This is a genomic window from Psychrobacter sp. (genome assembly GCF_035469765.1).
GTDB lineage: Bacteria > Pseudomonadota > Gammaproteobacteria > Pseudomonadales > Moraxellaceae > Psychrobacter.
Genome location: NZ_DATIRM010000120.1, coordinates 1 through 12499 on the forward strand (window position 1 = coordinate 1; position 12499 = coordinate 12499).

Annotated in this window: 11 protein-coding genes and 1 pseudogene; 8 read left to right on the plus strand and 4 right to left on the minus strand. The window is 41.6% G+C overall.

Annotated elements, in window-relative coordinates:
- Positions 1-935 (minus strand): tRNA epoxyqueuosine(34) reductase QueG (queG, locus tag VLN09_RS03475; protein WP_325243804.1); only part of this gene is annotated, 935 nt, incomplete at its 3' end.
- Positions 936-1147: 212 nt separating this feature from the next.
- On the opposite strand from queG, the gene VLN09_RS03480 reads away from it, so the two are divergent.
- Positions 1148-2914: an NAD(P)H-hydrate dehydratase gene (locus VLN09_RS03480; RefSeq protein WP_325243805.1), complete on the plus strand. Its 1767-nt coding sequence runs from the start codon at positions 1148-1150 to the stop codon at positions 2912-2914.
- Positions 2915-2962: 48 nt separating this feature from the next.
- Here the strand turns inward: VLN09_RS03480 and VLN09_RS03485 are convergent, their stop codons facing one another.
- The gene (locus VLN09_RS03485) at positions 2963-3451 is read right to left on the minus strand and encodes a DUF4124 domain-containing protein (RefSeq protein WP_325243806.1); all 489 of its coding nucleotides are present in this window, start codon (positions 3449-3451) and stop codon (positions 2963-2965) included.
- 888 nt (positions 3452-4339) lie between these two features.
- Between VLN09_RS03485 and VLN09_RS03490 the strand changes: the two genes are divergently transcribed.
- The 7 genes from VLN09_RS03490 (at position 4340) to VLN09_RS03520 (ending at position 11402) form a co-directional block, all read left to right on the plus strand.
- Positions 4340-6052: an acetolactate synthase 3 large subunit gene (locus VLN09_RS03490; protein ID WP_325243813.1), complete on the plus strand. Its 1713-nt coding sequence runs from the start codon at positions 4340-4342 to the stop codon at positions 6050-6052.
- On the plus strand, positions 6052-6549 hold the full coding sequence (ilvN, locus tag VLN09_RS03495) for an acetolactate synthase small subunit (RefSeq protein WP_325243807.1): 498 nt from the start codon (positions 6052-6054) through the stop codon (positions 6547-6549). Before VLN09_RS03490 ends, ilvN begins: the two co-directional genes overlap by 1 nt.
- A gap of 150 nt (positions 6550-6699) precedes the next feature.
- On the plus strand, positions 6700-7716 hold the full coding sequence (gene ilvC / locus VLN09_RS03500; RefSeq protein ID WP_325243808.1) for a ketol-acid reductoisomerase: 1017 nt from the start codon (positions 6700-6702) through the stop codon (positions 7714-7716).
- A gap of 265 nt (positions 7717-7981) precedes the next feature.
- Positions 7982-8407, plus strand: a complete 426-nt coding sequence (locus tag VLN09_RS03505) for a hypothetical protein (protein WP_325243809.1) — start codon at positions 7982-7984, stop codon at positions 8405-8407.
- A 379-nt stretch (positions 8408-8786) separates the two neighbouring features.
- Positions 8787-8999, plus strand: coding sequence for a cold-shock protein (locus tag VLN09_RS03510; protein ID WP_010196799.1), 213 nt, complete (start codon positions 8787-8789; stop codon positions 8997-8999).
- 589 nt (positions 9000-9588) lie between these two features.
- Complete coding sequence (locus tag VLN09_RS03515) at positions 9589-10338, plus strand: electron transfer flavoprotein subunit beta/FixA family protein (RefSeq protein WP_325243810.1); 750 nt, start codon at positions 9589-9591, stop codon at positions 10336-10338.
- 131 nt (positions 10339-10469) lie between these two features.
- Positions 10470-11402: an electron transfer flavoprotein subunit alpha/FixB family protein gene (locus tag VLN09_RS03520; RefSeq protein ID WP_325243811.1), complete on the plus strand. Its 933-nt coding sequence runs from the start codon at positions 10470-10472 to the stop codon at positions 11400-11402.
- Between the two features lie 90 nt (positions 11403-11492).
- On the opposite strand, the gene VLN09_RS03525 is transcribed toward VLN09_RS03520, so the two are convergent.
- On the minus strand, positions 11493-12287 hold the full coding sequence (locus VLN09_RS03525) for an RNA methyltransferase (protein WP_325243812.1): 795 nt from the start codon (positions 12285-12287) through the stop codon (positions 11493-11495).
- Between the two features lie 99 nt (positions 12288-12386).
- Positions 12387-12499 (minus strand): annotated as a pseudogene (locus VLN09_RS03530) (fructose-bisphosphatase class I); the annotation flags it as partial.

A 12499-nucleotide genomic window follows, 5' to 3' on the forward strand; every position in this document is an offset into this window, starting at 1 on the left:
AAATCCTCTACTGGCGTAAGATTGGCATATCGGTTCCATGGACAAATCAGCTGACAGTCATCGCAACCGAAGATACGATTGCCAATAGCGCGGCGGTATTTTTCATCAATAAAGCCGTTATGTTCAATCGTAAGATAAGAGATGCAGGCTGACGCATTAAGCTCATAAGGCGCGACGATGGCTTGAGTGGGACAGATATCAATACAGGCGCTGCAACTGCCACAATGCTCTTTGACTGGTTCATCATCGGGTAATTCAAGGCTCATAAACAGCTCTCCGAGCACAAAGAATGAGCCTGCCTGTTTGTTTATTAATAGTGTATGTTTACCTGTCCAGCCAAGACCTGCAGCATCGGCGATCGGTCGCTCAAAAATAGGCGCTGAGTCACTAAAAGGTCTAAAAATAAAGTCAGTATCAGCACCAATATCTAGATGTCGCCATTCAGGAAGCATGGCTTCTATTTTTAATGCCAATTGCTTAAGGCGACTGCGCATGGTTTTGTGATAGTCACGCCCTCGAGCATAACGGGCAATGATACCTTGGTTGGGGTAATCATTGTCAGCCACAGCACGAGGTGTTGGAGTTTGAGTAAGATAATCCATGCGCACACTGAGAATGGTTTTTGCGCCTTCTACCAACTGCTCAGGGTGAGCACGTAGATGATGATTACTGTGCATAAACTGTAATTGGGCTTCATAGCCTTTTGCTAACCATTGTTTTAACTGTTCAGTCTGCTTAACAAACAGCGGATGATGTACAGATAAAAAGCCACAATCTGCAAACCCTAGGGATTGTGCTTCTTCTTTAATCCAGCGTTTAATATCTGCCGTCGTGGCAAAATCATGCTTGTTATTGATAGTAATCTTCTTAGCAGAGGTGCTATTAGGTACTGATGACAGCTGCGCTGGCAAGGTTGCTTGAGATTTATTGCTCATATCTAACGATCAATGATAATGTGAATATGGATATGATAAGCCAGTGAGCGAAGAGCGCAAGTATCAAATTGAATAAATCTATGTTTATATGGACTAAATATAGTGAAGTGATCTTAAAACTGATGGCAGCAAGTACATACATCAATTTTACTTTGTACTAACAATAAGTTAAAAATTCACCCAAATCTTATAAGAATAACCGAGGGTCAGCCATGCTAGCGTCAAATCAATTTTCATCGAAGAACATCATGCCTATCGCGCTATATAGCAGTGAGCAGCTCTATGCGATGGAGCAAGCATGGTTCGCACAAGGCAATAACAGCTTTGCTCTAATGCAACAAGCGGCTTGGCAAATAGCGCAGCATATTGAGACGCTTTATGAAAATAAATGTCTAAGTAAGCAGATATCCGAGCAGGGGATAGTATCTCGTTCTAATACTAGTCTGCGCCGTGCCAGTATTTGGGTCGGAACCGGCAATAATGGCGGCGATGGGTGGCTTATCGCGTATTATTTACAGCAAAGAGGCTGGCAAGTACAAATCATAGCGGTTGGCTTTGAGAAACATGATTTTGTTGTCAAAGATAATGTAGAAAGTTCTGATGAAGATAATAAAAAACCAATTACTGATGCGGCAAAGGCGTTACAGCTGGCACTATCTGCTGATTGTGAGTATCAATGTTTTAAAAGTAGCGACAATAATGCGAACGATACAAGCGTGAGGTCTTTATCAGCAGAGGTTTATATCGATGCGTTATTTGGTATTGGATTTAATCGTGCACCGAGTAATATGTATCAGCAGGCAATTTGCGCTTTTAACGAAGCAGCAGAGGATACCCAAGCATTGGTTATCGCGGTTGATACCCCAAGTGGCTTGGTTACCTCTACTGGTCAAGTATTTGATCGTGTAGCGATAAAGGCAGATGTGACCTTATGTTTGATTGCCCGCAAATTTGGTCTGCATACCAAAGACGGGCTCGATTATAGCGGCGCAGTGATTGACATACCGCTGATACCTTATCAGGTAAATAATGAGAAGCTAGTACCTGTTGCGACACTCATTACTTCTGCTCATTCTTTAAAGCCTCGTTGTCAAAACAGTTATAAAGGCACCTATGGGCATGTATTGGTCATCGGTGGTAACCGTATCGATGGCTCACAAGGTATGGGCGGCGCTGCCATATTATCGGCATCGAGCGCGATGGCAGCAGGCACTGGTAAAATCACAGTTGCCTGTCACAAGGCATTCCATGGGGCATTATTAACTTCACTTCCAGATGCCATGAGTATGGATCTGCATGATACCAAAGGAGTCAAACGCCTTATTCAAGAAGGGAGTGTGATTGCTATTGGCATGGGGCTAGGTCGTGACGACAAATCAAAATTGATATTTACTGAATATCTGCAGGCTGTGGTAGCAGCAGGTAAGCCAATAATCATTGATGCCGATGGTCTTTATCATTTGGCTTCATTATATCGGGAAAATCATCAGCTTATAGCCGCGCTGAAAACACATAGTATGACTTATCAGGTGTGTTTGACGCCGCATAGTGGTGAAGCTGCTAGGTTATTAAATAAAAAGATAAACGAGATAGAAAATGATAGATTGGCTGCAATAACAGAGTGTGCAGCAATTTACGGCGGTGATTGGGTGCTCAAGGGGGTAGGTTCATTGGTATTAGAGGAACAATCAGGGCAAACGCATGTTTATGTGTGCGGTGTGGGCAACGCTGGCATGGCGACCGCTGGTATGGGTGATGTACTCGCAGGCGTAGTTGCTGGATTATTGGCACAGGAAGATTTAGAAAGCGGACAGCGCAGCTTACGGCAAGCGGTGGTGATTCATGGATTAGCAGGCGATGTTTTAGTCAGTCAAACGCTTAGCGATCACTCGCTAATCATAGGTGAGCGAGGTCTGCAAGCTCAGGACATGCCTGCGGCTATCCGTCATGTGATGCACTTCATAACAGATAGCCTTTAACTATTTGATTTAACCTGAGCTAAAGGAGTTTAAGCACTAAATTGCAGATTAACTACAATACTGGGTAATCGCTTGTTGAACACGTTCACGCTTAAGCTCAATCTCACGACCATCTAGATATTGACGTTTGCCACTGGCATCCATCTCATAAATACGTCCGCCCACATTTAGATTGGTTAAATTATTGCGTAACGATTGACAACGCTGCGCATTCGCTTGGGCTTCTTGCTCTTTAATGCGTGCTTCTAATTGGGCAACGCGCTGTTCTTCTGCGCTTTGCGGCGCACTTTGATTGGCTTCGGTTTTACCTGCGAATTGTCCAGCATTGGTTTGTCTACCGTCACTGCGAAACTCGATAACCTCGATATTTTTACCATTTTTTGGTGCGTGTTGGCTATATTTGACTTCGCCGTGTGCGCCAATAGACTTGTACACCTGAACAGCATGACTAGCGCTCATTGGTAGCATGAACATACACGCAATGCTGACACTGACAAGTAGTTTGGCAGCGGTGCTTATCGTAGACGCTTGTGCCATGGTAACAGCCCTCTTAATGGATAAAAAACGCAGGTATCGTTCAGTTAAGGATAAGGGTTAATAGAATCGATAACAATATAAATACATAATTGCTTGATTCTAGCAAACAATACTTATGAATGCACATTGTTTAATAACCAATAGTTGGGGATGGGGTTTAGAAATTTTTCTTGACAATAGCTCGCAAACCATCGAATATAATAGCAGTTGATTGGTCAGTGAGCGGCTTTTATGATATTGCCGTGGCACTTGAGAATAAGGACGACGGGTTGCTTATCGGTAGCTTGCTCAGCCTTATTATCTTTGTGACAATGATATAAAACAAATAGCAGTTGCAACCATGCTATTCAAATCTATATTTATTGTCTCCGGACTTATCTGTCTACAATGACTAAGATAAACTTATTATTACTGTGTTTCTTAAGATTTTGCTGTTATAGAAATGGAAAGTGATTTAGTTATTTATATCTATTCACTGGATTTTTATAATATGACTGGTTATAAAATTTTGCCATCAGATAACCTATGACTGGTTTTAAGATGTGTTTTATAACGCTAATTCTGTCTGTTTATAATCAGCGTAAGCTCATATTCATGGTAAATAATAAGCTTCTTATATAGGTGCACTCGCATCTTGTCACTGTATATCGATAAAATCCTGTCGCAAAGCTGACCTTAAATATATTGCTATGTTTGAGTAGTATGCTGTCTTATCGTACAGCGTAACTTAGACGTAGCGGGCACATATTCTTGCCACAAAAAAGGGTGACGACAGTGACGCAAACCACGCAAAGTCCGAATATGACTGGACATACCCAAACGGGTCATGCTGCCAAAAATTTCGAAGAAAAACAGCAACGGCTTGCTGAAGGCAGCAATGAGCCTGTCATGCTATCTGGTGCTGAGATGTTGGTGCAATCACTAACAGATGAAGGTGTCAAATATATCTTTGGCTATCCAGGTGGAGCCGTACTTCATATTTATGATGCCTTATTTCAACAAGACAATGTTGAGCACATTTTGGTTCGTCATGAGCAAGCAGCAGGTCACATGGCAGATGCTTATTCGCGTGTGACTGGCAATACCGGTGTGGTGCTAGCAACTTCAGGTCCTGGTGCTACCAACACCGTGACGGCTATCGCAACAGCCTTTATGGACTCTGTACCGATGGTGATCATCGCAGGTCAGGTACCTAGCAGTTTAATCGGTGAAGATGCGTTCCAAGAAACTGATATGATTGGCGTATCGCGCCCTATCGTGAAGCACAGTTTTCAAGTTCGCCATGCAAGCGAAATTCCAATGATTGTCAAAAAAGCCTTTTATATCGCACAGTCTGGACGTCCAGGTCCGGTTGTCATTGATATACCAAAAGATATGACAGCGCCGAGCGAAAAATTTGCTTATGAATACCCAAAAGAGGTGTTTATACGCTCATATCAGCCGTCATTAAAAGGTCATAGTGGTCAGATCAAAAAAGCCGTTGAGACTTTGTTGGCAGCCAAACGTCCTGTGGTATATGCAGGCGGCGGTGTCATTTGGAGCAAAGCACACGCTGAACTGACTGATCTTGCTCATCGCTTGAATTTACCAGTGACCAATACCTTGATGGGTCTTGGAACTTTCCCAGGCTCTGATGAGCAGTTCTTGGGTATGCTTGGTATGCATGGCACTTATGAAGCCAATATGACCATGCATCATGCGGATGTTATATTAGCAGTTGGCGCACGTTTTGATGATCGCGTCACCAATAACGTCAAAAAGTTCTGTCCTAATGCGACCATTATCCATATTGATATCGATCCAACCTCTATCTCAAAAACTGTTTTTGCCCATATTCCTATCGTAGGTGATGTAAAGTCAGTATTGACGGATATGCTAGAGATTATCGGTACTGATAAAGCGCTTGAGCAACATGCATTGCTTGATTGGTGGTCACAGATTAATGAGTGGCGTAAGCGTCATGGTCTACGCTATGACACCAGCACTGAGCATGGTATTAAGCCGCAAGCAGTCGTACAAGCCTTAGATAAAGTGACCAATAGTCAAGCCATCATCACCAGTGACGTTGGTCAGCATCAGATGTTTGCGGCGCTTTATTATACTTATAATGAGCCGGGTCAATGGCTGAACTCCGGTGGTTTAGGTACGATGGGCGTTGGTCTGCCTTATGCGATGGCGGCAAAACTTGCCAATCCTGAGCGCGATGTTGTTTGTATTACCGGTGAAGGCTCTATTCAGATGAATATCCAAGAGCTCTCAACCTGTCTGCAATATAATCTGCCTGTCAAAATTTTAAACTTAAATAACGCCCAACTTGGTATGGTGAAGCAGTGGCAAGATATGCTATATGAAGGTCGTCATGCGCAGTCTTATATGAATTCATTACCAGATTTTGTCAAACTTGCTGAAAGCTACGGTCATGTTGGTATCAAAATTACCGATCCTGAGACGATGGAAGCACAATTGGCAGAAGCTATGGCAATAAAAGATAAATTGGTATTTATTGACGTTTATGTCGATCGTAATGAGCATGTATATCCGATGCAAATCGCTGGGCAGACGATGCGTGACATGTGGTTATCAAAAGGGGAGCGTACCTAATGCAACAACAACATCTGATTTCGGTATTAATGGAAAACGAAGCGGGTTCGTTGTCGCGATTGGTTGGACTGTTTTCTCAACGCGGTTATAACATCGAGACCCTAAACGTTGCGCCAACCGATGACCCAAGTATTTCACGCCTAACGTTGACGACCATTACTTCACCGGAAAGAATTGAACAAATCACCAAACAATTGCATAAATTGATTGAAGTGGTTAAAGTGCATAATCTAACAGAGAACGTACACGTTGAGCGTGAATTGATGCTGATCAAAGTACGGGCGACTGGCGGTGTACGTGAAGAGATAAAACGCAGCGCAGATATTTTCCGTGCACAAATTGTCGATGTGAATGCCAACCTATACACGATTCAAATCGTTGGTGACAAAGCCAAGCTTGATGGCTTCATTGATGTGCTTGGACGTGATCGTATTATGGAAGTAGTTCGTTCGGGAGTTATCGGTATTGCTCGCGGCGAAAAAACGCTCAGCATTTAGTACTCATTACGACCTGTTTTAATCAAGATGTATTCTAATTAAAAATTATTTATCTAAATCAACAAAGCGCTTATCTTAGTTATTATATTGGCTACAGCATAAGCGTTTACTATCCATGGCAAGCCATGATTGAAGACAAGGACTCTATTTATGAACGTTTTTTATGACAAAGATTGTGATCTATCAATTATTCAAGGTAAAAAAGTTGCCATTATCGGTTACGGTTCACAAGGCCATGCGCACGCGCTTAACCTACAAGATTCAGACGTCGATGTGACTGTTGGCCTACGTGCTAACTCAGGCTCATGGAAAAAAGCTGAAAATGCTGGCCTAAAAGTAGCTGAAGTAGAAGAAGCCGTAAAAGCCGCTGATGTAATCATGATCTTGACCCCTGATGAGTTCCAAAAAGAGCTTTATAACGATGTGATTGAACCAAACATCAAAGAGGGTGCGACCCTAGCCTTTGCTCATGGTTTTGCGATTCACTATAACCAAGTCGTACCACGTGGTGATCTTGATGTCATCATGGTTGCACCAAAAGCACCAGGTCATACAGTTCGTTCAGAATTTGCTAAAGGCGGCGGTATCCCAGATCTTATCGCTATCTATCAAGATGCGTCAGGCCAAGCCAAGCAACTAGCCTTATCTTATGCAGCTGGTGTTGGCGGTGGTCGTTCAGGTATTATCGAAACGACGATTAAAGATGAAACTGAGACTGACCTATTTGGTGAGCAAGCAGTGCTTTGTGGCGGCGCAGTAGAGCTAGTAAAAATGGGCTTTGAAACGCTAACTGAAGCCGGCTATGCACCAGAAATGGCTTACTTTGAGTGCTTACATGAGCTCAAGCTGATTGTTGATTTGATGTATGAAGGCGGTATCGCTGACATGAACTACTCAATCAGTAACAACGCTGAATACGGCGAATATGTGACTGGTCCTGAAGTGATCAATGAGCAATCACGTGAAGCCATGCGTAATGCCCTAAAACGCATTCAATCTGGTGAGTACGCGAAGATGTTTATTTCTGAAGGTGCAACCAACTATCCATCAATGACTGCTCGTCGTCGTAACAACGCAGAGCATCAAATCGAAATCACTGGCGCTAAGCTACGTGGTATGATGCCTTGGATCGGTGGTAATAAAATCATCGATAAAGAAAAAAACTAATTCGATATTAAGGAATTAATAATCGAGTAATAAGTTAGTCTAAAAAAGCCCATGTTATCACTGATAGCGTGGGCTTTTTATTGACAGATATTTTCATATGCTTTGGTCTGTATTGGTTGAAAATCGGTAATACCTGCCTAATATAGGCAGGCATTGTTATATTTATTAGCCGCATTTTCACTTAATTAGCGCTATTATTTTCGACTATCTTTGTGCTATGAATACCAAAGATTGATTCTTTCTCATATTTTATAGGTTGTCTGTTGTGCAAATATCTTATCCTCATTGGCTAACGCCGCAATTCATATATATTACTCTTAGCGCTGTGGTCGCCGTTTTAATTTGGATAGAGGGGGAGATGCTCAAAAAGACAGGTGGCAAATTACCTAAGTCTAAGTTTTTTCATATCAGCTCTTTAGTGGATACATCATGGTTCTTTATATCGGTCGTGATGCTATACGCCATTGATCTAACACCGTTGGCAGTCACTGTACCTGCGGCTTATGGTCTCTATACTACCTTTGGCTGGATATATGGCACCCGATTGCTGAAGCGTAAAGGGATCCCTGATTCTCCTAAAGACTTGGTAATACCCGCTAAATACATTGCTTATAGTCAGTCATTTTCGCTAATATTTTTTGCGCTATGTTTATTGGTATTAAGCTCTCCATGGTTGCCTATTGCTCAATAATTGTCTCTTTAATATATTGCTAACTATAGATGTGATTGCTGCTTTTTATTTGAAAGTATCATGCTATTTTGTTCAAGACACCGAACAGCAATAATAAAAATATATTTTATATCAGTGTATTAGGCGTTAAGTAGATAATAGCAACTATTATCTAAAATATATTTAAGTATGTTACAAAAATTATCAATTTGGCCTGTTATGCTTATAAAAAGCTGTTATAATCAGATTGTACTCAAAGGGTTTCGGGTAAAAATATTAAGATGTCTGTTAGATATTTCAATAGATTTTATCTATGCATTATGCAAGAAAGACTTGGGTATATGTCAATTAATCGGTGATGACACACGTCTCGCCAACAGTTAAAGAGTTAGGAAAATTTATGTCAGATAAAGTTGAAGGCACTGTAAAGTGGTTTAATGAAGCTAAAGGTTTTGGTTTTATCGCGCAAGACAACGGCGGACAAGACGTATTCGCTCACTACAGCGCTATCCAAGGCGGTGGTTTCAAAACTCTAGCCGAAGGCCAAAAAGTGTCTTTCATCTTAGGTGATGGCAAGAAAGGCCCACAAGCTGAGCAAATCGAAGCTATCTAATCTCATTTGACATTGAGCAAGCTGTTCTTCAGCGCGCTTAATGACAGCAAGATTATCAATATGCATTGATGCCTTTGTTTGTTAAAACAATAAAAATACTGTTTAGACTTTAAAAAAGAGCAACCTCTGATCAGGTTGCTTTTTTTATGCTCTTTTTTTGATTTAATTCTTATAACAACGAGATGGTGTTAGTTTGTATTAACAGTTATAAATGTCTTAGATAGCTTGCAAAATTTGGAAAAAAATAAGAATAATGATAAGAAAATGGCGTGACTAGGCGCTTATAAACTGTTTATTGTAAAATAGTGACAAATTTATGACGCATTATTCACGGCGTTGTCTTGACCTTAGGGCTGAGCTCACGCAAGATACATAGGTCTGATAATAACGGTTGGCTTAGCTTTGGCAGATTTTATAGATAGAGAGTGTGATGCCAGTATATTGTTTATGGTCTGATATTTTTTATTACATTATAGGTGCTGACGCAGCAATCAACCTTGAGTACTATTTCGAACGACGATTTTAAAGAAATGAACCTTTGGTTCTTAACTGGCAATTTTAATTCATAACATTAATAAACGAGGAACGTATGAAAGCATTAGTAGCGGTCAAGCGTGTCATTGATTACAACGTAAAAGTTCGTGTAAAAGCTGATAATTCTGGCGTAGATTTATCTAACACTAAAATGTCAATCAACCCTTTTGATGAAATTGCAGTAGAAGAAGCGGTTCGTCTTAAAGAAGCGGGTGTGATTGATGAAATCATCGTTGCCTCTATTGGTCCAAAAGAGTCACAAGAGCAGATTCGTGCTGCTTTAGCATTGGGTGCTGATCGCGGCATCTTGGTCGTGACTGATACAAAACCTTATCCACTACAAATCGCTAAAATCCTTAAAAATATCGCAGAATCTGAAGCTACAGATATTATTCTGCTAGGTAAGCAAGCGATTGATGATGACAACAATCAAACGGGTCAAATGCTAGCGGCATTGATGGGTATCGGTCAGGGTACGTTTGCATCAGAAGTGAAAGTTGAAGGCGATAAAGTTAATGTAACGCGTGAAATCGATGGTGGTTTGCAAACGGTTGCACTTGATTTGCCAGCGGTTATTACTACTGATTTACGTTTGAATGAGCCACGTTATGCAAAATTGCCTAACATCATGAAAGCGAAGAAAAAGCCGCTTGATGAAAAAGCGCCAGCTGATTTTGGTGTTGATATGGCATCTAAGCAAGAAATCATTAAAGTTGTACCACCTGCTGAGCGTAAAGCTGGTATCAAGGTGGGTTCAGTTGACGAGTTGGTCGATAAGCTAAGAAATGAAGCAAAAGTTATTTAATACTTTGCTAGGGCCTATCTAGTACAAAGCCATGACGTCCTAAATAACTTTTATTGAACTTGGACATAACATGGCTTTGTATACCAACAACTGTATGAATAGATGATACGAATAAATAAAGGACAAAAACAATGGCAATTTTGGTATATGCAGAACACGACAATGCCAGTCTAAAAAAGGCAACTTTGAATACGATCGCTGCGGCTCAGCAAATTGGCGGCGATATCCATGTATTGGTCGCTGGTAGTGGCGCTCAAGCTGCCGCTGACGAAGCGTCTAAAGCGGCTGGCGTTACTAAAGTATTGCTAGCAGATAACGCAGCTTATGAGCATCAATTGGCAGGTAACATCGCATTATTGGTCGCTGATATCGCTAGTGATTATAGCCATATCCTTGCTCCAGCAACGACTACTGGCAAAAACTTCTTGCCACGCGTTGCCGCATTACTGGATGTTAGCATGCTGTCAGAAATCTCAGCAGTTATAGATGCGCAAACGTTTGAGCGTCCTATCTATGCTGGTAACGCAACAGCAACGGTTAAGACTACAGAAGATAAAGTGGTATTAACCGTACGTACGACGGCTTTTGATCCAGTAGCAAGCGAAGGTGGCTCAGCGACTGTTGAGACTCTTGATAATGTGCAAGAGCTTGGCAAGTCAAGCTTTGTTAGTGAAGAGATGGCAAAATCTGACCGTCCTGAATTGACTTCAGCAGGTATCGTGGTTTCTGGTGGTCGTGCCCTAGCAAATGGTGAAAATTTCACCAAATATATCGAACCATTGGCTGATAAGCTTGGTGCTGCTGTTGGCGCATCACGTGCTGCTGTCGACGCAGGCTATGTACCAAACGATATGCAGGTTGGTCAAACGGGTAAAATCGTTGCACCAGATTTATATATCGCTGCTGGTATTTCAGGCGCAATTCAGCATTTAGCCGGTATGAAAGATTCTAAAGTCATCGTTGCTATCAACAATGACCCAGAAGCGCCAATCGCTAGCGTTGCTGATTACTTCTTAGAAGCAGATTTGTTTACAGCCTTACCTGAGCTGACTAGTAAGATTTAAGTGCTTTTTGGTAAAACGAAATAGAAAAAGCCCGCTATCATTGATAGCGGGCTTTTTTATATAAAAATAGTGCGGATTTAATCAGTCATATTAGCTATAACTTCTCTGACGCAGCGTCTCATACAAGCATAGCGAACCTGCAATCGCCACATTGAGGCTTTCTTGCCCATTGGGCTGCGGTAATGCAATAGGGGTGGCGCACTGCATTAACTCGTCACAAACCCCTTGACCTTCATGTCCCATAATCCAAGCGATTGGTTTTTTTAAGTCATGTTGATAAATAACCGTATCAGTATGTGAGCTTGTTGCAAATAGCGGTGTTTGTACAAAGTCTAAAATATCTTGTACCGTTAGACCTTCATAAATCGTCAGCGCAAATTGCGCGCCCATACCAGCCCGTAGCGTCTTCGGTGACCAAGCTTGCGCAGTAGCACTGGTGCAGAGGATATTGCGGATACCAACAGCTGCTGCGGTACGGAGTAATGTACCGACATTACCGCTGTCTTGAACATCATTAAGAATCAAACAGTCTTCATTAATTATCGATAAGCTTGGCATCGGAACTTTGATAACCGCCATAATATCAATCCCAGTGCCCAAGCTACGAATACTTTCATAGAGCGCATCTGACAAGGTCAAAATAGGCGTATAAGTGGGCAGACGAGTGATAACTTGCTGCACTTCAGGGTGCTTATGTGCTGCTTCAGAAAGCAGTATTTGATGAAATGGATAGTCGCTACGAAGAGCAGCATCGATAAGGTGGACACCTTCGATCACGGTTTGACCATGTTTTTTACGTTGGCGAGCTTGCGTCAACAACGCCTTTACTAGCTTGATCGTCGTATTCTTATCTGAATGAATAAGTTCAGTGGGATTTGCTACCATAATAGCTCGCTTAGAGAAAAATATAGAAAATATGGATGATTCGTACAAAGCTACTATTCATTTGGCTCTATACGAATAATCAAAGGCTGATCAGATTATTTATTTTTCGGTATAGTTTAAATGTAGGTTTTTTACATAATCAACTTCATTTTTGCTGCCAAGTACTACAGGCACGCGCTGATGAATATCAGTTGGTTCTATATCTAAGATAC

What these genes read in the sequence shown, in the direction of transcription:
- VLN09_RS03490 (WP_325243813.1), top strand. Translation starts at nt 4,340, where the DNA reads ATGCTATCTGGTGCTGAGATGTTGGTGCAATCACTAACAGATGAAGGT.
- VLN09_RS03520 (WP_325243811.1), top strand. Translation starts at nt 10,470, where the DNA reads ATGGCAATTTTGGTATATGCAGAACACGACAATGCCAGTCTAAAAAAG.
- VLN09_RS03480 (WP_325243805.1), top strand. Translation starts at nt 1,148, where the DNA reads ATGCTAGCGTCAAATCAATTTTCATCGAAGAACATCATGCCTATCGCG.
- ilvC (WP_325243808.1), top strand. Translation starts at nt 6,700, where the DNA reads ATGAACGTTTTTTATGACAAAGATTGTGATCTATCAATTATTCAAGGT.
- VLN09_RS03510 (WP_010196799.1), top strand. Translation starts at nt 8,787, where the DNA reads ATGTCAGATAAAGTTGAAGGCACTGTAAAGTGGTTTAATGAAGCTAAA.
- VLN09_RS03485 (WP_325243806.1), bottom strand. Translation starts at nt 3,451, where the DNA reads ATGGCACAAGCGTCTACGATAAGCACCGCTGCCAAACTACTTGTCAGT.
- ilvN (WP_325243807.1), top strand. Translation starts at nt 6,052, where the DNA reads ATGCAACAACAACATCTGATTTCGGTATTAATGGAAAACGAAGCGGGT.
- VLN09_RS03525 (WP_325243812.1), bottom strand. Translation starts at nt 12,287, where the DNA reads ATGGTAGCAAATCCCACTGAACTTATTCATTCAGATAAGAATACGACG.
- VLN09_RS03515 (WP_325243810.1), top strand. Translation starts at nt 9,589, where the DNA reads ATGAAAGCATTAGTAGCGGTCAAGCGTGTCATTGATTACAACGTAAAA.